22 protein-coding genes are annotated in these 24043 nt (G+C 45.1%); 14 read left to right on the top strand and 8 right to left on the bottom strand.

Annotated elements, in window-relative coordinates:
• Nucleotides 1-117: 117 nt before the first annotated feature.
• The 3 genes from C3B73_RS04370 to C3B73_RS04380 are packed head-to-tail and all read left to right on the top strand — an operon-like array spanning nt 118 to nt 3964.
• Nucleotides 118-2385 carry a TonB-dependent receptor gene (locus tag C3B73_RS04370; protein WP_103664419.1) on the top strand — a complete coding sequence of 756 codons (2268 nt, stop codon included), beginning with the start codon at nt 118-120 and terminating at the stop codon, nt 2383-2385.
• Between the two features lie 3 nt (nt 2386-2388).
• Nucleotides 2389-3294: a DUF4249 family protein gene (locus C3B73_RS04375; RefSeq protein WP_103664420.1), complete on the top strand. Its 906-nt coding sequence runs from the start codon at nt 2389-2391 to the stop codon at nt 3292-3294.
• A 1-nt stretch (nt 3295) separates the two neighbouring features.
• Complete coding sequence (locus C3B73_RS04380) at nt 3296-3964, top strand: DUF4159 domain-containing protein (protein WP_103664421.1); 669 nt, start codon at nt 3296-3298, stop codon at nt 3962-3964.
• A 170-nt stretch (nt 3965-4134) separates the two neighbouring features.
• Here C3B73_RS04380 and dnaG read toward each other — a convergent pair whose 3' ends face one another.
• Nucleotides 4135-6150, bottom strand: coding sequence for a DNA primase (gene dnaG, locus C3B73_RS04385; RefSeq protein ID WP_103664422.1), 2016 nt, complete (start codon nt 6148-6150; stop codon nt 4135-4137).
• Between the two features lie 229 nt (nt 6151-6379).
• On the opposite strand from dnaG, the gene C3B73_RS04390 reads away from it, so the two are divergent.
• The 4 genes from C3B73_RS04390 to C3B73_RS04405 all read left to right on the top strand — a co-directional run bounded on the left by C3B73_RS04390 (nt 6380) and on the right by C3B73_RS04405 (nt 10809).
• Nucleotides 6380-9280 carry a glycoside hydrolase family 3 N-terminal domain-containing protein gene (locus C3B73_RS04390; RefSeq protein ID WP_103664423.1) on the top strand — a complete coding sequence of 967 codons (2901 nt, stop codon included), beginning with the start codon at nt 6380-6382 and terminating at the stop codon, nt 9278-9280.
• 11 nt (nt 9281-9291) lie between these two features.
• Nucleotides 9292-9990, top strand: a complete 699-nt coding sequence (locus C3B73_RS04395) for a cytidine deaminase (protein WP_103664424.1) — start codon at nt 9292-9294, stop codon at nt 9988-9990.
• A gap of 250 nt (nt 9991-10240) precedes the next feature.
• Nucleotides 10241-10417: a histone H1 gene (locus C3B73_RS04400; protein WP_103664425.1), complete on the top strand. Its 177-nt coding sequence runs from the start codon at nt 10241-10243 to the stop codon at nt 10415-10417.
• A gap of 92 nt (nt 10418-10509) precedes the next feature.
• Nucleotides 10510-10809, top strand: coding sequence for a hypothetical protein (locus tag C3B73_RS04405; protein ID WP_103664426.1), 300 nt, complete (start codon nt 10510-10512; stop codon nt 10807-10809).
• On the opposite strand, the gene C3B73_RS04410 is transcribed toward C3B73_RS04405, so the two are convergent.
• The 6 genes from C3B73_RS04410 to alaS form a co-directional block, all read right to left on the bottom strand.
• Nucleotides 10810-11337, bottom strand: coding sequence for a hypothetical protein (locus tag C3B73_RS04410; protein ID WP_103664427.1), 528 nt, complete (start codon nt 11335-11337; stop codon nt 10810-10812). It lies immediately after the preceding gene.
• A gap of 56 nt (nt 11338-11393) precedes the next feature.
• A complete protein-coding gene (locus tag C3B73_RS04415) occupies nt 11394-11855 on the bottom strand; it encodes a nuclear transport factor 2 family protein (RefSeq protein ID WP_103664428.1) in 462 nt (153 codons plus the stop codon).
• Nucleotides 11856-12139: 284 nt separating this feature from the next.
• On the bottom strand, nt 12140-13402 hold the full coding sequence (locus tag C3B73_RS04420) for a pyruvate dehydrogenase complex dihydrolipoamide acetyltransferase (RefSeq protein ID WP_103664429.1): 1263 nt from the start codon (nt 13400-13402) through the stop codon (nt 12140-12142).
• Nucleotides 13403-13535: 133 nt separating this feature from the next.
• Nucleotides 13536-14519, bottom strand: coding sequence for a pyruvate dehydrogenase complex E1 component subunit beta (locus C3B73_RS04425; RefSeq protein ID WP_103664430.1), 984 nt, complete (start codon nt 14517-14519; stop codon nt 13536-13538).
• A gap of 24 nt (nt 14520-14543) precedes the next feature.
• A complete protein-coding gene (gene pdhA / locus C3B73_RS04430; RefSeq protein ID WP_103664431.1) occupies nt 14544-15644 on the bottom strand; it encodes a pyruvate dehydrogenase (acetyl-transferring) E1 component subunit alpha in 1101 nt (366 codons plus the stop codon).
• 290 nt (nt 15645-15934) lie between these two features.
• A complete protein-coding gene (alaS, locus tag C3B73_RS04435) occupies nt 15935-18604 on the bottom strand; it encodes an alanine--tRNA ligase (protein ID WP_103664432.1) in 2670 nt (889 codons plus the stop codon).
• A 366-nt stretch (nt 18605-18970) separates the two neighbouring features.
• Here alaS and C3B73_RS04440 point away from each other — a divergent pair, with 366 nt between their 5' ends.
• The 7 genes from C3B73_RS04440 (at nt 18971) to C3B73_RS04470 (ending at nt 23038) form a co-directional block, all read left to right on the top strand.
• Entirely contained in the window at nt 18971-19576 is a 606-nt protein-coding gene (locus tag C3B73_RS04440) for a hypothetical protein (protein WP_103664433.1), read from the top strand.
• 6 nt (nt 19577-19582) lie between these two features.
• Nucleotides 19583-19882, top strand: a complete 300-nt coding sequence (locus C3B73_RS04445; RefSeq protein WP_103664434.1) for a winged helix-turn-helix domain-containing protein — start codon at nt 19583-19585, stop codon at nt 19880-19882.
• Between the two features lie 11 nt (nt 19883-19893).
• Nucleotides 19894-20073: a hypothetical protein gene (locus tag C3B73_RS04450; protein WP_103664435.1), complete on the top strand. Its 180-nt coding sequence runs from the start codon at nt 19894-19896 to the stop codon at nt 20071-20073.
• A gap of 59 nt (nt 20074-20132) precedes the next feature.
• Nucleotides 20133-20693, top strand: coding sequence for a hypothetical protein (locus C3B73_RS04455; protein ID WP_103664436.1), 561 nt, complete (start codon nt 20133-20135; stop codon nt 20691-20693).
• Nucleotides 20694-20821: 128 nt separating this feature from the next.
• Nucleotides 20822-21319 carry a CIA30 family protein gene (locus C3B73_RS04460; RefSeq protein ID WP_103664437.1) on the top strand — a complete coding sequence of 166 codons (498 nt, stop codon included), beginning with the start codon at nt 20822-20824 and terminating at the stop codon, nt 21317-21319.
• Entirely contained in the window at nt 21316-22371 is a 1056-nt protein-coding gene (locus C3B73_RS04465) for a flavin monoamine oxidase family protein (protein WP_103664438.1), read from the top strand. The genes C3B73_RS04460 and C3B73_RS04465 overlap by 4 nt, the downstream gene beginning before the upstream one ends.
• A 94-nt stretch (nt 22372-22465) precedes the next feature.
• Complete coding sequence (locus tag C3B73_RS04470; RefSeq protein ID WP_103664439.1) at nt 22466-23038, top strand: DUF502 domain-containing protein; 573 nt, start codon at nt 22466-22468, stop codon at nt 23036-23038.
• A gap of 4 nt (nt 23039-23042) precedes the next feature.
• On the opposite strand, the gene C3B73_RS04475 is transcribed toward C3B73_RS04470, so the two are convergent.
• The gene (locus C3B73_RS04475) at nt 23043-23966 is read right to left on the bottom strand and encodes an FAD-binding oxidoreductase (protein WP_103664440.1); all 924 of its coding nucleotides are present in this window, start codon (nt 23964-23966) and stop codon (nt 23043-23045) included.
• Between the last annotated feature and the right edge of the window lie 77 nt (nt 23967-24043).

The raw sequence follows: 24043 nt of genomic DNA on the forward strand, positions 1-24043 counted from the left end.
TAAATTGGCAATAAATGTAACTATAGTTTTCATCCCTGAAAAGAAATACCATAGCAGTAACTTTCATCGGTATGTTTCGTTTAAGTCACAAACCTATTCATCATCAATAGATCATTCATGTACCGTATTTTTTTAACGCTTCTGGCGATAGGGATCTGGAGTAGCGTCGGGGTTTCTGCACAACAGGTGGCTTCCATCAGCGGTTACGTAACGGATTCTGAGACCGGCGAAACGCTGATCAGTGCGAATATGGGATTGCAGGGAACCCGTCTTGGGGCTTCCACTAATACGCTGGGCTATTATACGATCCCCAACATTCAGCCGGGCACCTATACATTGGTCGCAAGCTATATTGGCTATAAAAGCTACAGCCGTGAGATCACATTAGGGGCGGACGAAAATCTTCGTCTCGACATCAACCTCATTCCCGAAAGTATTGAGCTGGAGGAGATCGAGGTTCGCTCTCAGGCCGAACTGGAGGAGCAAAAGAATATCGGGACCGCACAGGTGGATACCGAGCTCATCAAGGAGCTGCCATCCGTGTTTGAGGCAGATGTATTCCGCTCCGTTCAGCTGCTGCCGGGTGTGAAAGCGGCCTCCGATTTTTCAAGCGGATTATATATCCGCGGGGGTAGTCCGGATCAAACCCTCATCCTGCTCGACCGCACCACGGTGTATAACCCAAGTCACTTTTTTGGGTTTTTCTCTACCTTCAACCCTGATGCCATCAAAGATGTGAGATTGTACAAAGGCGGTTATCCTGCTGAATATGGCGGGCGACTCGGTTCCGTGCTCTCCATCTATAACAAAGACGGTAACCGCAAGGAAATGGCCGGTTCAGCTACCGTTGGTCTGCTGGCTTCCCGCGCCAGTATCGAAGGTCCCTATAAAAAAGGTTCGTGGATGCTGGCCGTCCGCCGATCTACCCTGGAACCCCTGCTTGCCGGACTCCGTCAGTCTGTGGATAACATTCCTTCCAAGTTCTATTTCTATGATGTGAATGGGAAGATCAACTTTGACGCCAACGCCAATAATAAATTTTCCCTAGCTTTTTATGCCGGACAGGATCGGGTCAGCTTCCCCTTTACCGACGATGCCGTTTTTGAACTGGATTATGGCAATCAGACCCTCAGCAGTAACTGGACCCATATCTTCTCCGAAAAGTTGTTTTCCAATACGGTGATCACCGGTTCCCGGTATTTCAACTATCCCAATTTTGATCTGGCAGGCACTCCTTTCAAAAGAGAGAATAACATTTATGATTTTTCCCTGAAATCGGATCTTGAGTACCTCCCGAATAATGATCATCGGTTTAAAATGGGGTTCTGGGCAGGCATTTTCACCTTCAGGCTCAATGATATTTTTGATGAACGCACCACCTTTCAGAGCCGTATACAAAATCAGTATGCTTCCTTTTATGTGCAGGATGAATGGCGAGCCTCCGAGCGGTGGATCCTGACACCCGGTGTGCGCTTCAACTATTTTTCGGATGGAGAGTATATTCGGACGGAACCGAGGATGGCGATCGAATTCCGCCCAACCGATCGCATTCGTCTTCAGGGAGCTTACGGACGCTACAATCAATTCATTACCCTGATATCGAACGAAGCCTTTTCAGGGTTTGACGTGTGGCTGACTTCAGCCGAGGGGGTCTCTCCGGCCTATGGCGATCAGTTTGTACTTGGTGCCAAAACTATCCCATTTGAGGACTACGGACTGGATATCGAATTCTATTACCGCAGTATGAATGATCTGTTCGAGCTCGATCCTTTCCTGCCTGATGTAGGTGGACTCCCATATCAGGATGTATTCCGGTTCGGGGAAGGGTATGCGTATGGAACCGAGGTCTTTTTTGAAAAGCGAGCCGGAAGATTTACCGGTTTCCTGGGTTATACCCTTGCCTTTACCTGGCGAAAATTTCCGGGTTTCAATGCCGAGATCTCGAATCAGGAACAAACCGCACGGTTCTATCCTACCAAATACGACCGCCGGCACGATATTAACGCAGTAGGAAATTATCAGCTGAGCGACCGCTGGAAGTTTACCGCTTCGTTCAATTTTGCGACCGGACAATCTTATACTAAAGTGCTCGGGCGCTATGTGCAGTACGATTTGCCGTGGACCAATGAAGACCGTAATGCCTTTACCGTCGGGAAAGTGAATGCCTCGAGGCTACCAAACTATCACCGGCTGGATATCTCATTTTCCAGAATGGGACGGTTCTTCGATCTCGGAGATTCCGAACTCCAGCTTCAGCTCATCAATGTGTATTCGAGGCGTAATACCTGGTTCTACAACTTTGATTTCAATGAGAACCCAATTGATGTCAATGCCGTCAATATGTTGCCCATTTTACCCTCCATTTCATACACCGTCAATTTTTAGATCATGAAGCATTTTCTGTTCATATTGTTAGCTTTTGTCCTGCTCGTTTCTGCCTGTGATCCTTATGCACAGGATGAGTATGAGGAATATTATGTGGTGGAGTCTTACCTGGTAGCCAATGCCTTGCTGCCCGAAGTTCGCCTTTCTACCACCGTTCCGGCTGATGCCTTTTATGATTTTGAGGAAGCCGCTGTGAATGATGCCAATATTGAAATTCAGTTGCTGGAATCGGGAGCTGAAAGTAGTGTTGAGCAGAGTTGGTCGTATCGCTACGATGCCCCGGGGATCTATGTGCCAGAAGTTGATCATAACGTGATACCCGGTAGAACCTATAAGCTTGATATCACACTTCCCGCAACTTCTGAGAAGATCACTTCCACCACTACCGTGCCCGAGGCCTTTCAGATCATAGGGGCAGTGCCTGACTCCATCTTCTATCAAGCCACCGATCAGCTTGAGTTTACCCTGAGCGCCAGTTCGTATCCGGGGCGGCAAAACATCTATGTATTCAATGCCGTGAGTTTGAGGCCTTTTTCTGCTAACCTCACTCCCTTTTATTCAGAGTTGATCGCTGAGAGTGATGAACCCGAACAGGATCTTGAAGAGCTGGCCAATAATAGTTCAGGGATCATCAACGAAAGTGGTTTTGAGTTTAATCCCGATGGCAGCGCCACGGTGCAGTACCCATGGATCGGTATTGCATTTTTTGAGGATAACCTGATCGTGGCCAATACCATCGACGATAATGTGTACGATTTCATCCGGTCTCAGGAAACCCAGCTTGGTGGCTCCACCCTTTCGCCGGGTGAGATACAGAATATCATTTACAATATTGAAGGTGGAATTGGTGTGTTTGGAGCCTTAGCTTCCGATACGGTTCAAGTGTACATCAAACGACCCGGTTCCTGATATGATCTTTAGAATTGTACTGATTTTTTTAGCAGCCTGCTTTCTGGCTGAACCGATCGCTGCCCAGACCTCGGGGGAGTTCGAGATCGCCCGGGCAAAATACCGCGGTGGCGGAGATTGGTATAATGATCCTTCTGCACTCGAAAATCTCATTCGGTTCACAAAGAATAACCTTCCCATACCCATCTCAGAATCCTACAGTGATGTGGACCTTGGCAGTGCTGATCTGCATAACTACCCTTTTGTATTTCTGACCGGCCATGGTAACATCACCCTGAATAACGCCGAAATCCGAAATGTCAGGGAATACCTTGAGAATGGGGGCTTTTTATACATTGACGATGACTACGGACTTGATGAATACCTGCAACCGGTGCTGCAACAGATCTTTCCCGAAGAGGAACTCGTAGAATTACCGTTCAATTTCCCGATCTTTGATCAGGTTTACTCTTTTCAGAATGGGACTCCAAAAATTCACGAACACGATGGAAAGGCGCCTCAAACCTTTGGGATCTTCTATGAAGGCCGGCTCGTTCTGTTATATACCTATGAAGCTAATCTTGGGGATGGATGGACCGATGCAGAAGTTCACAATGTGCCTCAAAGCCTGAGAGAACAGGCACTTCAAATGGGAGCCAATATTCTCGTATACGCTCTTACCAACAACTGAAAACCCAGGCCGAACCCTTGTTTTTGAAGCGGATTGATATAGTAACAAGTCTTGAATTTTAACAGGTAATGGATTCCCATCTACACGGGAATAACAAAAATTTGACCCGTCAGCTTAGTTAAAAGGAAGCTTCCCTGTACCACTTCATCACTTTATCACTTCATCACTGCCTACTTCTCACCCTTCATCTTGTAGGTAAAAACCTTCTCATTGACCTCATTACTGACGCCTTTTTCCGGATCGGGATACAAGTCATCAGGATCGGAGGTCTCGCGGCGGGTCAGTTTCGACTTCACGTCTTTTTGACGCTCCATCAATTTCAGTTTTTCATCCCCCTCGGCTTCCCCTATCCGGTCGGCCAGTTCATTCAATTTTCTTCGGTAAAAGCTAATTTGAGAGGCTCTGATCGAACTTTTCGCTGTCTTATAAGGGTTTTTATCCTTCTCATACTTCAGGCCGATCTTTTCCTCATGGCGGTCACTGGCGGAATGTTGTTCCAATAGCACATCTCCCACCAATCTGGGAAAGGGTTCCTTTTCACCGGTATAGGTGTTCACCGAAAAGTCTTCTTCGTTCTTATACCGCTCAATGATGTCGTTGTAGAACATCCGGAGCTCGTCATCCTCAAAAAGCTTGGCATTGGTGAAGGAGCAGATATACTCCACCATATTTCGACCATAAGAGATCATCAGGCGGATGAGTTCTTTTTCGAAATGTGGTTTTTTCTTTGATATCGTTTTTGACCGTGCATCACTTTTCGATGGAGCCGACCGAAGTTCTCCAATGGGCGGAGCATCATCAAATGGTGCATCCTGATTCTGAATGCGTTGCCGGACTTCCTCTCTCCTCTCAGAACGTTTTTCCTCCCAGCGCTTGTCATTCATTACGCGTTCAAGCTGGTCATAGAGATCCGATTCCTTGACCTTCTGAAATTTCTGGATCTTCTGATGCAGGTACTGCACATATACCTGCCGCTGAATGGAATCCCTGATACTGGCTATGGATTCCAGGATCTCAGTAATGACTTTGGGAACTTCCGTTGGCTTATCCAACCGGCCTTCTTCTCCGGCTTTCAGCAAGAGGAAATCCACAAAATCTCCGGCTTCTTCATTCTTCAGGTCATCAAAAGACTCCTTACCGAATTGCTTTACAAACGAATCGGGATCCTGCCCATCGGGCAGCTCAAGAAGCTGAACTTCCATCCCCTCAGCCAGGGCAATGTTGATCCCTCGCTTCATGGCATTCTGCCCCGCATCATCAGAATCGTAGATCATCACGATCCGGTCTCCATAGCGGTGCAGGATCTTCATTTGTCCGGGTGTCAGCGACGTTCCACTGCTCGCCACCACATTTCCGATCCCATTTTCCATCAGGGTGATTACATCGGTGTAACCCTCAACCAGCAGGACTTCCTTGTGTTTCCGGATCTCATTCCTCGCAAAATTAACGCCGTACACCACTTCACTTTTGTTGTACACTTTGGTCTGCGAGGAATTGATGTACTTGGCAGTCTTTTCATTTCCCAAGACCCGCCCCGCAAAAGCGATCACCTTTCCGGTTGGATTGAAGATCGGGAACATGAGCCGCCCCCTGAACGTGTCGTAATAACCGTCACCACGATTACTGTGTTTTATGAGATCAGCTTCCAGCAGGTAATTTTCGTCGATACCGGCATTTTTAGCCGCCTTTATGAGCTCTTCACCCCCGGCGGGAGCGTAACCCAGGCCGTATTTCTTAAACACTTCCCGATTGTATCCTCTGTCCTCCAGGTAAGACCGGGCTTTTTCAGCTTCCGGATTTTCGATCAAATTTCGATAGAAAAACACACCCGCAAATTTAAGGGCATGTAGCATACCTTCTCTGAGCTGAGTGGTTTCGGTAGGTTCCTCATTTTCTTCTTCCGGAATGAAGACTCCGTAGCGTTCAGCCAGTTGCCTCACCGCTTCCGTAAATCCGATCCCCTCCTGATCCATCACAAACTTGAAGACGTCACCCGATTCTCCGCAACCAAAGCATTTAAAGATCTGGAGTCGCGGGGTCACGTTAAAGGAAGGCGTTTTTTCATCATGATAAGGACACAGTCCTACAAAACCACTGCCCGACCGCTTCAGCTTTACATAGTCTTGCACTACTTCTACAATGTCTGCAGCCGCCCGTACTTCTTCTTTTTTCTCGTCACTTATCATACTTAATAATGAGCATTTAATGGCTCGGAATAAAGTAAAATTATGAATTCGTAGCGATTATTTCTGAAACTCATCAGCCACTTGTGATATGAGGTTTTTGAGCGGGCTAACTTTCCCGAATTCATTTAACTATTCTTAAAATAATCAATTGGTTTAGACTGTTACTAACATGTACATTTCACGGAGAGATATTTATATCTAAGAATCCAGATAATATTGCAGACGTTTTATGAAGGTTATTGTTAAGATCATTTCCCTTTGTGCATTCCTTGCACTGTCAATGAGTTTTCCGCTTACCGCCCAAAGCCTGACCGAATTCCTTTTCGGGCAGAGAGTGAGTAAAACTGTGGCAGATCCGGGACTTGATGTCAGCTCTGAAGCGTATCTCGATTCCGTGATCGCCAACACCCCGCTTAAGCAAAAGATCGGACAGCTGTTTTTTATTCCGGCCGAAGGCCGGTTCACCAATCGTGATTCCAGGAGTTTCAAACAGCTTGAGGAGTTGGTCGAAGATTATCATGTAGGCGGCATTATTTTTATGCGGGGTGATATATACGGACAGGCTGTATTGACCAACAAATTACAGCGAATGGCGAAGTTTCCCCTGTGGATCTCTCAGGATATGGAATTCGGGGCTGCTATGCGTATTTCAGGCACCACCCGGTTCACCCCGGCCATGGGGGTAGCCGCGACCGGTAACAAGCGCAACGCCTTTATGATGGGTAAGATCACCGCCCTGGAGGCCAAAACCCTTGGGGTTCATCAGGTGTATGCCCCGGTACTTGATGTGAACAACAATCCGGATAACCCGGTCATCAATGTTCGGTCGTTTTCGGCCGACCCTCAAATGGTAGCTGAGTTTGGAACCGCCTTTATGCAGGGTGTTCAAAGTGAGGGATTGATCTCTACCGCAAAACATTTTCCCGGCCATGGCGACACCGACACCGATTCTCATACCGACCTCCCTGTGGTCAATCACTCTTATGAGCGGCTCGATTCACTGGAACTGATTCCCTTCAAAGCGGCCATTGATGGAGGCATCAACAGCATCATGAGTGCCCATATTGCCTTTCCGGAACTCAATGGCGGTACCTACACTCCGGCCACTTTAAGTCCCTTTGTTCTGGAAGAGATCCTAAGCGACTCCCTCAATTTTGATGGTATGGTAGTGACTGACGGACTTGAAATGAACGGTATTTCCTCAAAATACTCTCCCGGACGAGCGGTGGTAAAAGCCCTGAATGCAGGGGCAGATATCATGCTCATCAGTCCGGATGTATTCACCGCCATCAACGAAGTAGAGCAGGCCGTCAGGGATGGTGAGATCACTGAAGAGCGCATTGACCGATCGTTCCGGAAGCTGATGCTTTGGAAACAGCAATATGGTTTGTTCAATAAGACCAATGAAGTGGATATCTCATCGCTTGATCTCAAGATCAACACGGCTTTTCACCGGGCAGAAGCTGACCGTATCGCCCGGGAATCCGTTACACTGCTTAAAAATGAGAAGGACCTGATCCCTTTACTCCCGTCAAAATATCCTGAGATCATGGTTATTTCAGTAGCCGATGACAGTGATGGTAACACCGGTTCATCCTTCGCCCGGCAGCTCAGGGATTACCATCCAAGTGTATCTTTCCACGTATATGATAAACGAACGAGCGAAAAAGATAAGCGCGACATGCTTCAAAAGGCCAAAGACGTGGACCTGGTGATCATCAGCTCATTTGTCTATTTACGATTTGCCCAGTCCATTCATCTTTCCGACGAACAAATTTCATTTTTGAACCAGGTCCTGAGAACCAACAAACCTTCGATTCTGGTATCTTTTGGGAATCCATATGTCCTTTCTGACCTTAAGTCTGCTGATGCCCACCTTTTGGGCTGGTACAACTCATCTCAGCAGATCAGCGGTTTGGTCCCTGCCCTTTTTGGTGCTTCAAAGATCCATGCCCGTTTACCGATCGATATCCCCGGACTTTACAATATAGGTGATGGGCTGGATGTACCTCATACAACACTCAGGTTTGGCTCTCCTGAGGAAGTGGGACTGGATCACAACAAATTATTTGAGATCGATAAAATTGTGAATGAAGCAGTACGCGATTCGGTATTTCCCGGAGCCGTGGTGGCCGTGGTCAAAGATGGCGTACTTGCTTATAACGAAGCCTACGGGTATCAAACCTACGATAAGACCAACGCCATCATGAATACGGATGTGTACGATCTGGCGTCTATCACCAAGGTAATGGCCACTACCGCCTCAACCATGAAACTGGTCGATGAGGGGAAATTAAGCCTGGATGATAAGGTCTCGAAGTTCATTCCTGAGTTCAAAACTCCTGAAAAAGGATCTATCACCATTCGTGATATCCTGTTGCACCAAACCGGTCTTCCCCCATTTCGTGTGTACGTGGACTCTCTGAAAACACGAAGTGAGATCATTGAAGCTATCAAGAATGAACCGCTGACTTATGAAACGGGGACGCAGTACGTGTACAGTGATCTTGGAATGATCCTGTTGGGTGAAATCATCCATGAAGTGTCAGGTCAGCCGCTGGACCGGTACTCACGCAGTGAATTCTATTTCCCAATGAATATGTACAGCACTTTTTTCAATCCGGATAAAAACAGCCGGTGGTTAACACGCAGGATCCCACCAACTGAAATTGATACGGTCTATGACCGTGGCTTAGTTAAGGCTAAGGTGCATGACGAACGTGCATTCTACCTTGATGGCGTAGCCGGTCATGCAGGCTTATTTTCTTCCGCCATCGATGTAGCCAAATTTAGTACCATGCTTTTGAACGATGGAACCTACGCAGGGCAACAGTATTTGAAACCTGAAACAGTTCGGCAGTTTACTTCCAAACAATCTGAACTCAGTGGCCGCGGACTCGGTTTTGACCGTAAGAGCCCATCCGGATTTACAACCGCCGGAAGTTCGGCCAGTGAGGATACGTTTGGGCATCTAGGTTTTACAGGCACCAGTTTCTGGATCGACCGTGAGAAGAACATGGCTGTTATCCTACTCACCAACCGTACATATCCCAACCGATCCTACGGAAGTACTATAAGCAGGATCAGAGCCCGCGTGGCTGATGCGGCTTATTCCGCGATAATGAATTGAATTGATATTTTATGTCAGATACTCCTATTGAACATTCCTACGTCCCCTATTCTCACGCACCAAGAACCTGTGTGATTGAAAGCAAATCGGGTAAATTCTACTCCGGTGTCAGAATTGAGAATATATCTTATCCTCTGACCATTCCTGCCGTTCAGGCGGCATGTGCGATCTGCCTCAGTGAGGGAGACATTCCTTCTAAATTATACCTTAACGATCACGATTATGAGCAGCTGGATTTCTGGCAAAAGGAATTTGATCTTGAATTGATCTACAGAGCCGAATTACCTACGGATAATGCAGAAGATCTCTTTAAAACAGATCCTCAAATCGATGCTTCCGTGAAGCTTAAGGGATTGCTTCAACGAGCGGTGGTTCCAAATTCTGATTTTCCCGTGTCAGCTCTTTTATTTACACAGAATGGTTATTTCGAAGGGGTGAATATTGAAGTAAGTGATTGGACCCGGGGACTTTGTGCCGAACGCGTTACCTTCGCGAAAGCTATTACGGCCGGCATAACGGAATTTGAAAGGCTCGAGATTCATACCCGTAAGGGACAGGTTAGCAGTCCGTGTGGCGCATGCCGACAGGTCATTACAGAATTTATGCCGATCAACAAGCTGATCCTTCATCATGCTGACCATACAACCTCAGAACATTTTATGAATGACCTGTTGCCTTTTAATTTCACCTCAGACTCACTCAGAAAATAAATTGGCACGGGAATTTCCCGTTGACTTAACCCTTTTAGTCCCAATAATTTTCGATAAATCCTGGGATTTCGTTATAACTTCACTCAGATTTCGATAAAAAAAGGTGAAATGTTCTGATAAAAGGATAAAAAGTTCATTTTTAGACAAAAAACTGCACTTTTAATTTGACTCAATACCCCCGATTGAATAGCTTCAACGCACTTTCTGAAAACAGAAAATTTTAACCAATAATAATTTAACGGAGCTATTAATGAGCAGAGTTGAAGAAATCAAAAATCTCGTAGAAGAAACCGCAGTTGAAATGGAAAAATTCTACGACAAAGGCAACAAAGCTGCCGGTACACGTGCACGCAAAGGCCTTCAGGATCTAAAAAAATTGGCCCAGGAAATTCGCCTTGAGATCCAGGACATCAAAAATAAAGGCTAATTTTTTTTACAGCTCTATTTTTGCAAAAAGCCGCTTGAACGAGCGGCTTTTTTATTTTGTATATTATAGTGAACTAATTAAGTAACACGCTTATGTACAAAGACTTAGCCGACGCCGTCGAATCTCTCAAAGAGAATGGTTATGATCATACATTCGAAATGAAAGATCATTGCATCACCTGCCATGAATTACAGGCAGAGTATGACCCCAAAGATCTCAGTATAGTAGAATCTCACAGTTTTGATGTCGGAACGGATCCCGGAAGTGAATCTACGGTTCATGCCATTAGATCAAAGGATGGTATTAAGGGAACACTCATCCTTTCTTTCGGCATGCATGTAGATCCTGATAAGGCAGAACTGATTGATAAGCTGCTTAGCTCCGGAAACTGATCAATTTCCGCTATAACGTTCGGGAATCGGATTATCTTCAGATTCATGAGCCCAGTATATGGTAACCACCCACCAGCGCTCACCATCATTAAAGAGCTGAATACTGTTGATCCCCTTGTTGAACGGTTCAGCATCTGACTCACTGCGTTTTGAGCCATAGGTGCTCATCACATGTACGATACGCCCGTAATGCTGCTCCTCCCTGTGTAACTCGTACTCATAGAACCCATTCTCGACAAAGTATGGATCGGTATTGGTAATAAACTCTTCCGGCCTTAAGACCTGATAGCCATTTTTCCCTTCTTCTCCACTCGACGTTGGAATAAGCCTTGAACCCGGCAGCATTAAATTCCTGAACCGATCCCAGTCTCTCGGCTCACCTTTCTCTCCTGAAATGGAAGCGTACAGAGCTTCGATCAGGTTATCAATGGTTTGAACATCCCGCTGACGTTGTTCCTCAGTTACCTGGGCTGTGGCTATTTGAACTCCAAATACCATAACTACAAGCAGTGTGATTAGATTTCTCATGTAAGTAAATAATTTCAGTGATGTGTAAGTAACATTAGTTGTCCTATGGTTGGAAATTAGTTGCAATTATCTCTGCGCCTGGTATCCACAATATGAAAGATCTTCCAGTCATCATCGGTCTTGACCAACTGAAATGAGTTCACCCCACAATGGGAAAACTCTTCGCCTACATAGAACTCATAGGGTGTCCAGGCTGAGGCAAGATCACCGTCTATTTTAATTTCATACCCCTTCAGTTTTTCATTTAATACTCCGGGTTCAGCCTCATTGATCCTAATGAGAAACTGGCTCAAATCTCCGCCCGCAACACTCACACTGCCATCTTCATGGGTTCTGATGGTCTGCATGATGGCATCCCTTTTAAAAGCTGAAGCGACAACACTGCTGTCACTTTCTGACATTCCCACAAAAAGCCGGTCTATGGTTTCCTGTACGTCGATCTCTTGCGAAGTCTGTGCATTTGCAAATTGGAGCATACCACTTATAAGCACTATGCCCGATAGTAATAGAAGTCTCATTCTCATAAGATATTTTCTTGGTTAATGGTTGAGCCTCAATTACGTAAAAAAACCTGAGAAGTTTTAAGAAGATGTAATTGAATTTTAAAATCAGAATGAGACGGTTTTTGTTTAAGGCTAGATCTTAGACATTCACCATATTGTAATTGGCAATACCTGATAACTAATAACCGGTAATCATCCGCCCAATCCGTGTTCCATTCAATTGCTTCAACTAGATACAAAAAAAAGCCCCGCATTTTATTCAAATGCGGGGCTTTTAATAACTTTGATTGCAGTATTTTTTACAGCAACATCGAAAGTGGATTTTCCAGCAGATTCTTAACGGTATTCAGGAATTCTGCGGCTTTGGCTCCATCCACGATACGGTGGTCGGAGGATAGCGTCACTTTCATACGCTTGCCGGGAACCACTTCTCCATTCTCCACCACCGGTACGTCACGGATAGCTCCAACGGCTAAGATACATGCATTCGGTGGGTTGATGATGGCGGTGAACTCCTCAATGCCAAACATCCCCAGGTTACTGATGGTGAAAGTACTGCCTTCCATTTGCTCAGGCTGTAACTTGCGGTCACGCGCCAGTCCTGCCAATTCTCTTGTCTCGGATGAGATCTGTAACAGGCCTTTTTTGTCAGAATGACGGATAACCGGGGTCATCAATCCTTCGTCAATAGCCACAGCAACCGCTACATGCACATCTCCGTGCTCTTTGATCACATCGCCGTGCCATGAGCTGTTCACAGCCTGATGACGCGTTAAAGCGATGGAGCAAGCTTTAACTACAATATCATTGAAGCTGATCTTCACATCATTGGCTTCATTCATTGACTTGCGTGCTGCAATAGCCGCTTTCATGTCAATATCGATAGTTTCATAGAAATGCGGGTTCGTAAACTTGCTTTCTGATAAGCGACGGGCAATGGTCTTTCTCATCTGAGAGACCTTAACTTCCTTACTCTCCAGGCTTTCAAATCCTTGAGTAGAAGCAACTGCTGCCGCAGGCTGTGCACTTTCCTTATAATTTTCAATATCGGCTTTGATGATCCGCCCATTTGGCCCGGATCCATCAACCCTTGAAAGCTCAATGCCTTTATCTTCTGCCATTTTTCTGGCAAGCGGCGACGCCTTGATGCGTCCATCATCAGAACTCGAGGATGAGTCTCCTGAATCTGATCTTGGAGAGGTCAGGGTTGTACTGCCACCTGATGTTGACGACTCTTCTTTTTCTTCTGAGGAAGAATCCTTGGCTTCAGCCTTACCGGAACCTGAAGAACCGGCTCCTTCAAGGATATCGGAAATATCTTCTCCTTCCTCACCCAGAACGGCCATCAGTCCCCCTAAAGGAACTGCATCACCGGCATCCACAAGAATTTTAAGTACCGTTCCTTCGTCAAAGGCTTCCACTTCCATGGTGGCCTTATCGGTTTCTACCTCGGCTATTATATCACCGGCCTCTACCTTATCTCCTTCTTCTACATTCCACGAAGCGATCACCCCTTCTTCCATGGTATCGCTAAGCTTCGGCATTTCTATCTTAATCGCCATAATCTTTTATCTAAACTGTTGAGTAAGTAATTTCTAATTCTGTTCTTCTGATAATTTATTGGTGAAAAGGCAAAACGCAAAAGTGAAAAGTATATCTCCAAAGCTTTTCACTTTTGACCATTCACTTTTCACCTTAATTCCTGTAAGTAACCTGATTGACAGCATCGATCACATTCTTCGGACTTGGTAACCAGGCGTCCAGAAGGTTCTTGGCGAACGGTGCATTCACATCAGGAAGTGTAACTCGCTGAACCGGAGCATCCAAATAATCGAATGCTTCACGCTGAATTAAAAATCCGATCTCGGCTGCAAATCCGGCAAACGGATGCGCTTCATCCACTACCACACAACGATTGGTCTTTTTAATTGATTCCACGATCAGTGGCAGGTCAAGTGGTTTCACGGTTCTTGGATCGATGATCTCCACATCCACTCCGTCTTTCTCAAGCTGCGCGGCTGCCTGCTTGGCCACATGATACATTTTACCATGAGCTACAACGGTCACGTCGCTTCCCTCACGTTTTACTTTTCCTTTCCCGATCGGGATGATGTAGTCCTCTTCTTCTGATACCTCACCTTTCATTCCATACATCTGCTCAGATTCCATAAACAATACCGGATTGTCATCACGGATAGCAGACTTAAGAAGTCCTTTGGCATCATCAGGTTCTGATGTATAGATCACCTTAAGGCCGGGAAAATGGGCATACATGGAGTCGAATGCCACGGAGTGTGTGGCTCCTAACTGACCCGCTGATGCATTTGCTCCACGGAATACGATCGGCATGGTAATTTGTCCACCGGTCATGTAGCCTGCTTTTGATGCGTGGTTAATGATCTGATCGGCAGCCAGAACCGCAAAGTTAAAGGTCATGAATTCCACAATGGGACGAAGTCCGTTCATTGCGGCACCCACTCCGATTCCGGAAAACCCAAGCTCTGAGATCGGGGTATCGATCACGCGCTTGTAACCGTATTTATCTAAAAGTCCTTCTGTTACCTTGTAAGCACCGTTATACTCGGCAACTTCTTCACCCATAATGAAGACTTTCTCTTCACGGGCCATTTCCTCGTCAATTGCCTCACGTATTGCTTCTCTGAATTGTAATTCTGCCATTACTCTATCTCTGTGTCTTTAAAATTAGTTGTGGAAATATGGTTCTTCTTCGGCGAACATGTCGTCATACAGTTCGGACTCATCTGGGAAATCTGAGTTATCCGCAAATTCAACGGCATCGAGTACTTCCTGTTCTACCTTGTCCTCTATTTCCTGAATTTCCTCGTCTTTCATGATCTTATTGTCTTTCAAATAAGTCTTAAGACGCTCAATAGGATCTATTTTTTGATATTCGTCCAGTTCCTCTTTGGTTCGGTATTTCTGAGGATCTGACATGGAATGACCCCGGTAACGATACGTTCTGATCTCAAGGAAATAGGGTTCTGAGTTTTCTCGAACTTCTTCTGAAACCTCTTTCATAGCTTCGTACACGGAAAATACATCCATTCCGTTCACTACTTTACTCTTCATTCCATAAGCTTTGGCACGATCAACGATCTCAGTCACTGTGTGGCGACGTGCAGCCGTACCCATTGAGTAACCATTGTTTTCTACCGCAAAAATAGCCGGCAGTCCCCAAAGGTTTGCAATATTGAAAGTCTCGTGAAGTGCTCCCTGGTCAACGGCTCCATCCCCAAAGAATGTAGCTGAAATTCGGCCGTTCTGGTTGTATTTGTTGGCAAATGCGAGTCCGCCACCAATAGGAATGTGACCACCTACAATACCGTAACCGCCCCAGAAATGGTTTTCAGTTTTGGCAAAGTGCATGGAACCGCCTTTACCTTTGGAACATCCTGTCTTTTTACCAAAAAGCTCAGCCATTCCTTCGTTAGCTGTGATACCACGGCATAATCCCCAGCCGTGATCACGATAAGCAGTAATGATATCATCATCATCATTCAGTGCAAACACCGTACCGGTGGATACGGCTTCCTGACCAATATAAAGGTGAAGAAAACCTCCAAATTTTCCTTTTTGATATTGCTGCATGGCACGTTCTTCAAAACGTCGCTGAAGATACATTTGCTCATACATGGCTTTGAGGTTATCCTCAGTTAAGCCTAATGATTTATGCTTTTTCTTTGTGGGTTTTGGAAGATCGACACCTTTTTGAACGGCACCGTCTTTTTCAGTTCCTCTACCCCGCGGGGCAAAGTTTATATCGTCTTTTTTCTTTTTAGCCATAATATGTTTTCTTGATCATTCTTTGCATCAAAGGGGTGCAAATATATCCATTATTTATGAAGATTTTGTGATTTGATGCCAGTAGTTAAAATTGGTGTCTATCAAGGATAATTAAATTGTCATCCCGAGTGCTGTAAAATATTATAGGTTTATAGTAACTAACACGAGGGATCTCAAATTCTACCACTTGCAAGAATGTTATCTTGGAGATCCTTCGCGGATTACAACTTCATTCAATTCAAACTTCCTTGCGCTCAGGATGACAACTTTTAAAGCTATTTTAAACTCATTTACTGAATAGATTCCTCGATCAATTCATTCACTTTTTCGAGGGCTTCAGTTAGCTTTTCGGGTTGACGTCCTCCGGCCGTTGCCAGGTTAGGCTGACCGCCTCCACCTCCGCCAACAAGTCTTCCGAGCTGACCAACCAATGCGCCGGCCTTCAAACCTTTATCCTTGATAAGGTCTTCCGTCAGGGCCACCATCAGGTACACTTTGCCTTCTTCCTCATCTTTACTGCCAAGCACAATGGCCGTATTCTTCTTTGTTTTCTGTATGCCATCGTAACCGAGTTGTTTAAGGGCATCCATATCAGCACCTGCGATCTCACCTTTCACCAGGTTAATACCTGATCCAAGTGAGCCGGCATCCCGGATCAATTCATCCAGCTTGGCACCGGTATTCTGCATTTGCACTTTTTCCAGCTCTTTTTCGAGCGCTTTCTTTTCCTCGATCAGCTTCAATACATCGGCAGCCAGATCCTGAGTTTGTCCGATCGCTCCTTTTACCTGCTGCAATAACTTCTTTTCATCACGGAGCACTTTATCCGCCTGAGTTCCACAGACGGCCTCGATCCGGCGAATACCCGCAGCCACAGAGGTTTCCTGTGTAAAGCGAAAATAACCGATCTCACCGGTAGCTCCCACATGCGTACCACCGCACAATTCTACAGAATAATCTTCATCAAATGTGATCACCCGAACGGATTCACCATATTTTTCACCAAACAACATCATGGCGCCGCGTTCTTTAGCTTCATTTATAGGCACATTGCGTTCTTCCTGCAGCGGGATGTTATCCTGTATCTTCTCGTTTACCAACTGCTCCACTTCGTCCAGTTGCTCGTCGGTCATGGCTTCGAAATGAGAAAAGTCAAAACGCAGATGATGTTCATCCACCAGCGAGCCTTTCTGAGCCACATGATCCCCGAGAATTCCGCGCAGTGCAGCATGAACCAGGTGCGTGGCTGAGTGATGTTTCTGAATTTCTATTCTTCGATCCAGGTCAATAGATGCGATCCATGTTCCGGATAAGTCTTCAGGTAGTGTCTCTACGTAATGTATGAACTGTCCATTGTTCTTTTGAACATCCACCACTTTGATATAATCGTCTCCATTGGTTATCAATCCGGTATCAGCTACCTGACCACCGCTTTCTGCATAAAACGGAGTTTTAGACAGTTGAAGGGCAAATCGCTCACCTTCTTTTCTGTAAGCAAGAATCTCGACTTCCGCTTCAGCATCATCATAACCAACAAACTCAAAATCATCCGATTCGTTGATCACATTCCAGGATCTGGAATCACTCTGATCCACTGAGAACTTACCGGCTGCACGGGCACGTTCTTTCTGAGCTTTCATGTGCCTATTGAATTCCTCAACGTCCACTTCCACTCCCCGTTCCCGAGCCATCAGCTCGGTCAGGTCAATAGGAAATCCATAGGTATCGTGAAGTTTGAATGCTTCCTCACCTGAAAGTTTCTTTTTCCCTTCCACCATTTCATTGAATAGCTCAATTCCCTGACCCAATGTTTTAAGAAAGCTCTTTTCTTCCGAACGGATCACATTCACAATGTAATCTTTCTGAGCTTTGATCTCCGGGAACACGTCCTTGAATTGCTCAGCTAATACATCCACCAGTTTATTGAAGAATGGCTCTTTGAAGTTAAGTACATCCCATCCGTAGCGAATAGCCCGACGCAAAATTCGGCGGATCACAAAACCTCGCCCTTCATTTCCGGGAGAAGCTCCATCCGCAATGGAGAAGGTCACCGCACGAATATGATCTGCGATCACCCTCATAGCGATGTCTTTTTCTTCATTTTCTCCATAGGTCAAACCGGCCATCTCAGCGATCTCATTGATCACCGGAGTGAAGACATCCGTATCGTAGTTGGAGGTTTTATTTTGCAGCACGGCACAAATGCGCTCAAAACCCATTCCGGTATCCACGTGCTGAGCAGGTAATTTTTCGAGTGAAGTATCCGGCTTACGGTTGAATTGAATGAATACCAGGTTCCAGATTTCCATCACCCGGGGGTCGTCCATATTCACAAGATCACGACCGGGTTTTTCTTTACGCTCTTCATCAGAACGAAGGTCGATGTGAACCTCTGAACAAGGTCCGCACGGACCGGTTTCCCCCATTTCCCAGAAGTTGTCTTTTTTGCTGCACTTCAGGATGTGGTCGTGGTTGATGTTCGTTTCACTTTTCCATAATTCAACGGCTTCGTCATCTGCCGGCAGACCATCGGCTTCATCCCCTTCAAAGACCGTAGCGTAAAGGCGGTCGGGGTCGAGTCCCCATTTGTCCACCAATAATTCCCACGCCCAGCCAATAGCCTCTTTTTTGAAATAATCACCAAATGACCAGTTACCCAGCATCTCAAAAAGGGTGTGGTGATAGGTGTCGTGCCCCACTTCTTCGAGATCATTATGCTTACCGCTAACACGGATACATTTTTGGGTATCAGCTGCACGCTTCCAAAGCTTGCCATCATGTTTTAGGGCATCTTCCTCACCCAGAAAAATGGATTTGAACTGATTCATTCCTGCATTGGTGAACAACAAAGTGGGGTCATTTTTGGGAACTACAGGAGCACTGTCAACAATAGCGTGATCTTTTTCAGCAAAGAAATCGAAAAATTCCTGACGGATCTGAGCGGAAGTCTTGTGAGACATTAATTTTGATGTGTGAGTGTTGAATTTTACAGAGCCTTAAAGATAGGAAAAATATGGTTTGAACTCATGTTTGGTTTGCGATTCGTTGATCGTTATTCGCAAATCGGTTCAACGAAAATAAATGGGCTGGATTTGCGATGGACCGATGGACCGATGGACCGAATTATCGTTTAATAATTTAACCTCGTTCCCAACGACCCCGTTGGGAATGCAACTATGGACCACCAGGTCCAAATGTGTTGAAACTAGCGCCAAGCCCAATGTTTGGTTAACGATCTCTGCAAAAAACCAACCGGGCAAAAATTTTTTTCTGCCTTATTGCAAAACATAAAACTCAATTGTACTTTTAAATAAAAAGTACTTTTTATGAAAGACCAACAAGATTACATTCAGGATATTGCTGAGATCCGTTCCATGATGGAGCGATCTTCCAAATTTTTGTCCCTTTCAGGATGGGCAGGCATCATAGCCGGTATGGCCGCTTTAGCAGGTGCAGGTATTGCTCATTTTGCCATGGAATTCAGGCCGGATGAGATCTTATACCCATACCCTGATCTCACAACACTAATATGGCTGTCACTTGGTGTTTTGGTTGTTGCTTTGGTAGGTGCCATTTTTGATTCCTACCGGAAAGCTGGTAAACGAGATGAAAAAGCCTGGAACCCCACTTCCCGTAAAATGCTTTCGAGCATGTCGGTTCCGCTCTTTGCCGGAGGGTTTCTTATCGTGATCCTTATCTCCAGAAGTTTACTTGGGTTGATCGCTCCGCTGACCCTTTTGTTCTATGGACTCTCATTATTTAATGCCGGATTCTATACCGTGAAAGAAGTAAGGATCATGGGATTGTTCCAGATGTTACTCGGTCTTCTGAATCTGACTTACATAGAATTTGGACTCCTATTCTGGGCATTAGGCTTTGGCCTTGTACACATCCTTTATGGAATTTTCATGCATTTAAGGTACGAGCGGTGATACGTTGTGAAAATCTCATTCGACGATCTACATAAAGCATTTGAGAGTCGCGTCAGGTTGGGCATTATGTCAGCCCTGGCTGTTAACGACGCTCTTGATTTCACGGCACTAAAGGAATTTCTGAACGTGACAGATGGAAATCTGGCCACTCATATCAAAAAGTTAGAGAAGGAAGATTTTGTGGAGGTGCAGAAATCCTTTATAGATAACAAACCCAATACCCGATATTCCATGACACCCGAAGGCAGAAAGGCTTTCAATGACTACCTGAATGTGATGGAACAGATCATTAACACTCAAAAATAAACTAAACGATCATGGACCGATCAAAATCACAACTCACCATCTCACTTTTGATCATACTCCTGGGGCTTGCCCTCATGACTTACATGATCATTGTGGAAGATGAACCGGGAGCCTTGCCTCTGGCACTTATTATTGGTGGAGCCATCTGGTTTGGCCTGATCCGCTATAAAACGAACAATACCAAAAACTAAAAATTTTAACCCTTCACTTTGCATTTCAAAGTGCACCGTATTAAAAAAGGAACCTTATCATGACAACTGAAAATAACTTTACCCGACACTTACTTTACATCGCCTTTACGACCATTTGCCTGCTCTTGATCCCTTTCATCTCAATGCAATTCAGTACCGAAGTCAACTGGACCTTCACTGACTTCCTCTTTGCCGGAACCCTTATCTTTGGAACCGGACTAACTTTTAAGGTCGTAACACGAAACACCTCTTCAAATCTTTTCAAGATCGCATCAGCCAGTGCTTTGGGAAGTGGTTTGTTTCTGATCTGGGTAAATGGTGCCGTAGGGATCATCGGCTCAGAAAATAACGACTTCAACGCACTATATTTTTTGGTGATCTTTGTGGGTATCATTGGATTATTTGCCTCACGATTAAAAGCCTTCAGGTTATCACTTACCCTGTTTGCAATGGCTGCCACTCAGCTAATTCTAACTGTTGCCGCATTAATTACAGGTATGCATGAACTCCCATACAGCTCAGTCCCGGAGATCGTTGCCGTGAATGGGTTCTTTATCACGTGGTATATGGTGTCAGCATTTTTGTTCAAATATGCGAATGAAAAGTCATCTGAAGAATAGTACTGAAGGCCGGATATAAAGAAAGGAACGATTTCAAAACCTCATGCTTTAGTTGCACAGATATCAGCCGGTATATCTTATCAAATGAAACGGCTGTGAACGACCCCTTAAATTCAGTGATCCAATCTATGAATAAGCCAACGATCTTCAACTTTCAAAACCAAGCCGACCTCAGTCATTGGCACATTGTTGATGATTTGGTGATGGGTGGCCGATCCAACGGTTCCATTGGTATCTCACCTGAAGGACATGGAATTTATTCCGGAGAGATATCCACTGAAAATAATGGCGGCTTTTCTTCCGTGCGATATGAGTTTGAACCGATTTCCGTAGATGCTAACGATGTCATTCAAATTCGTCTTAAAGGTGATGGGAATTTATACCAATTCAGAATAAAACATAGGGTCATCGACAAGGCTTCTTACAAAGCTTCATTCGAAACTACCGGGAAATGGCAGAATATTGAGATCCGTCTTGGTGACCTCTACCCAACCTTTCGTGGCAGAAAACTGGACCGCCCTAATTTTGATCATGATTCGATTGAAGAAATTCGGTTCCTTTTCAGCTGTAAAAAGCCGGTTACTTTTGAACTGCTCATTGATAGCATAAACCTGATCAAAGCATGAAACAAGCATATGTGCTCATCATTGGAGCCGGGCTGACCGGTTTGACGCTGGCTTACTTACTCAGAAACACTGACAGTGAAGTGGTAGTGGTTGAGGCCCGAAACCGACTAGGTGGCCGAATACACACCGTTGGCGGTGACGGTCAGAACACCATAGAGATGGGAGCCACATGGCTGGGGCCGGCTCATACAAAACTCAAGGAACTCCTCGATGCCTTGAATATTGAAATTTTTGAACAAAAACTTGGAGATAAAGCCATCTATGAGCCAAGTTCAATGGGCCCCCACCAACTCGTAACTCTGCCTTCAGATCAGGAATCCAGTTACCGCATCCGGGGCGGTACCATGAAGGTAATACACACTCTGGTTTCATACTTAAGTGACGGTCAATTGTACCTGAATGAACCGGTCCAAAAGATCAAGAAATCGGATGAAGGTCTTCGGGTAATAAGTCGAAACCTGGAATTTAAAGCCAAACAGGTAGTTTCTACCCTGCCACCTAAGCTGCTTGCTGAATCCATTCAAACAGAACCTTCGTTACCGGATGAACTGACATCCATCATGCAACAAACACATACCTGGATGGGTGAGTCTATAAAATTTGGTTTTTCATACCCAACCCCTTTCTGGCTAGATGAATCACTCAGTGGTACGGTTTTCAGTAATGTTGGTCCGGTACCGGAAATGTATGACCATACCAATTTTGAAGGCGACCAATTTGCCTTAAAGGGGTTTCTGAATGGAAGCTATTTCTCGGTTTCCGGAGAAGAAAGAAAGACCATGATCCTGAATCAATTGCGTAAATATTATGGTTCTCAGGTAGATTCATACATGAAATACTACGAACTGGTATGGGCAAATGAACCATTCACTTATCGCCCCTACGATCAGCATGTGTTACCACATCAAAATAATGGGCACAAGGTGTATCAAAACTCGGTCTTTGATGGTAAGTTTCATTTAGCAGGAGCTGAAACTTCTCCTGTCTCGCCCGGTTATATGGACGGTGCCGTACGCAGTGCCTTTATGACATTTGAACGGTTAATGGGTTAAGACCTCATTTTCTCCTAAAAATATAGCTCATCTATACCCAACATCTTTGGGTATTTCCTGTTAGATTTTATAAAAACAATCATAAGATCTGACCATGAAAACGATTTTAAATTATTTCTTCAGAGGTATTCTCATCATTCTGCCGGTTGCAGTAACCATCTATCTGGCATATTCTACCATCATCTGGATGAATTCTCTTTTTAATGATCTGCTTTTTAGCTGGTTCAAATACGAAGTACCCGGGCTTGGCATTATTACCGGATTTACCCTAACCACCATTTTTGGTTACCTGATGTCCAGAACCTTTGCCAGGCCGATCGTTTTTCTGTTTGAGAAACTGATGACCAAAACTCCGTTTATCAACATCGTATATAACTCGCTTAAAGACCTGACCGAAGCTTTTGTAGGTGAGCGAAAAAAATTCACAAAACCTGTGGTGGTAGAATTCAGTGAACCGGTTGGGATGAAACGATTCGGGTTCATTACTGAAGATTCCCTCTCCCACTTTGGCCTGGAAGATGAAGTAGCTGTGTATTGCCCTCATTCTTACAACGTTTCTGGAAATCTGTATATAGTGCCCAGAGATAAAGTAACACCGATCAAGACAGATCCAACGAACTTTATGCGGTTTGTGGTTTCAGGCGGAGTAACTAAAATTCACGCCTGATAATCTAATATACTTCTTCGAAGCAACGGGCGCCGGGTTTTACCTTTCGGCGCATGTCTTCCCAATCCCATTCATCAGGATCCATATCCACGTAATCTCCTTTTACGAGCAGATATTCCGGGTATCCTTTTTTAGCCAGTTTCCTGTAAATACCGGCCTCCATCCCTTTTATCCCACAAATGTAGATTAGGGTGTTTTCCTGACTGAAGATAGGATCCAGAACTTCTGATTCATCCTCAATGGCCGTTTGAACATAATATTTGGTTCCATCGGGACGGCGATCCTCACGGGAAATTTTTGCGATGTAATGAAAATTGTCGTGTTTTTTCTCCATCTCCATGAAGTAATCCGGATAGATCAGGTCTGTACGATAGGCCGCCCCAAACACCAATGCGATCTCCCCATTGTAACCGGATTCCAGCATTTCCATGATCATCCCTCTGAACGGAGCTATTCCGGTGCCTGTAGCAAAGAACACATAATTGAAATTGCCGGGGTTTTCCGGCAGCAAAAACCGTTTACCACTTGGACCTGTTGCTTTTACTTTATCACCGGGCTTCAGGTCAGCAAGGTAATTCGAACAAATACCCGTGTATAACGAGCCATCGATCTCCTCAATTGTTCGTTTCACAGTGGTTGAGATCAAATGGGATTTCCCACCTTCTCCGGCAGTTGGTGATGATACAGAATACAACCTAAGTTTATGAGGTTTTCCACGCTCATCCTCACCCGGAGCCAGAATGCCGATCGACTGCCCTACCCTGACTCTGCCTTCGAGGTCGGTTCCGGATACATCAAAAGTTACGTGACGGACAAAATTCGGGCTGCTTTCTTTAGTGCAGATATAGTTCTCAACCACGGTTATTTCTGTTGGATCTTTAGGAGAGTAGATATTCAGTTCAACTTCAGGTAAGGTGATTTCCGCCATGCTTGCGTTCAATAATTAGGTTAAAATAAAAAAGCCCGTATCCTCTTCAGATACGGGCTCAAAATAGATGTTCTCAC

The sequence above is a fragment of the Gracilimonas amylolytica genome, from assembly GCF_002911695.1.
Classification (GTDB): domain Bacteria; phylum Bacteroidota; class Rhodothermia; order Balneolales; family Balneolaceae; genus Gracilimonas; species Gracilimonas amylolytica.

What these genes read in the sequence shown, in the direction of transcription:
- alaS (WP_103664432.1), bottom strand. Translation starts at nt 18,604, where the DNA reads ATGTCTCACAAGACTTCCGCTCAGATCCGTCAGGAATTTTTCGATTTC.
- C3B73_RS04475 (WP_103664440.1), bottom strand. Translation starts at nt 23,966, where the DNA reads ATGGCGGAAATCACCTTACCTGAAGTTGAACTGAATATCTACTCTCCT.
- C3B73_RS04380 (WP_103664421.1), top strand. Translation starts at nt 3,296, where the DNA reads ATGATCTTTAGAATTGTACTGATTTTTTTAGCAGCCTGCTTTCTGGCT.
- C3B73_RS04390 (WP_103664423.1), top strand. Translation starts at nt 6,380, where the DNA reads ATGAAGGTTATTGTTAAGATCATTTCCCTTTGTGCATTCCTTGCACTG.
- C3B73_RS04415 (WP_103664428.1), bottom strand. Translation starts at nt 11,855, where the DNA reads ATGAGACTTCTATTACTATCGGGCATAGTGCTTATAAGTGGTATGCTC.
- C3B73_RS04455 (WP_103664436.1), top strand. Translation starts at nt 20,133, where the DNA reads ATGACAACTGAAAATAACTTTACCCGACACTTACTTTACATCGCCTTT.
- C3B73_RS04460 (WP_103664437.1), top strand. Translation starts at nt 20,822, where the DNA reads ATGAATAAGCCAACGATCTTCAACTTTCAAAACCAAGCCGACCTCAGT.
- pdhA (WP_103664431.1), bottom strand. Translation starts at nt 15,644, where the DNA reads ATGGCTAAAAAGAAAAAAGACGATATAAACTTTGCCCCGCGGGGTAGA.
- C3B73_RS04450 (WP_103664435.1), top strand. Translation starts at nt 19,894, where the DNA reads ATGGACCGATCAAAATCACAACTCACCATCTCACTTTTGATCATACTC.
- C3B73_RS04375 (WP_103664420.1), top strand. Translation starts at nt 2,389, where the DNA reads ATGAAGCATTTTCTGTTCATATTGTTAGCTTTTGTCCTGCTCGTTTCT.
- C3B73_RS04410 (WP_103664427.1), bottom strand. Translation starts at nt 11,337, where the DNA reads ATGAGAAATCTAATCACACTGCTTGTAGTTATGGTATTTGGAGTTCAA.
- C3B73_RS04395 (WP_103664424.1), top strand. Translation starts at nt 9,292, where the DNA reads ATGTCAGATACTCCTATTGAACATTCCTACGTCCCCTATTCTCACGCA.
- C3B73_RS04470 (WP_103664439.1), top strand. Translation starts at nt 22,466, where the DNA reads ATGAAAACGATTTTAAATTATTTCTTCAGAGGTATTCTCATCATTCTG.
- dnaG (WP_103664422.1), bottom strand. Translation starts at nt 6,150, where the DNA reads ATGATAAGTGACGAGAAAAAAGAAGAAGTACGGGCGGCTGCAGACATT.
- C3B73_RS04405 (WP_103664426.1), top strand. Translation starts at nt 10,510, where the DNA reads ATGTACAAAGACTTAGCCGACGCCGTCGAATCTCTCAAAGAGAATGGT.
- C3B73_RS04400 (WP_103664425.1), top strand. Translation starts at nt 10,241, where the DNA reads ATGAGCAGAGTTGAAGAAATCAAAAATCTCGTAGAAGAAACCGCAGTT.
- C3B73_RS04370 (WP_103664419.1), top strand. Translation starts at nt 118, where the DNA reads ATGTACCGTATTTTTTTAACGCTTCTGGCGATAGGGATCTGGAGTAGC.
- C3B73_RS04425 (WP_103664430.1), bottom strand. Translation starts at nt 14,519, where the DNA reads ATGGCAGAATTACAATTCAGAGAAGCAATACGTGAGGCAATTGACGAG.
- C3B73_RS04420 (WP_103664429.1), bottom strand. Translation starts at nt 13,402, where the DNA reads ATGGCGATTAAGATAGAAATGCCGAAGCTTAGCGATACCATGGAAGAA.
- C3B73_RS04440 (WP_103664433.1), top strand. Translation starts at nt 18,971, where the DNA reads ATGAAAGACCAACAAGATTACATTCAGGATATTGCTGAGATCCGTTCC.
- C3B73_RS04465 (WP_103664438.1), top strand. Translation starts at nt 21,316, where the DNA reads ATGAAACAAGCATATGTGCTCATCATTGGAGCCGGGCTGACCGGTTTG.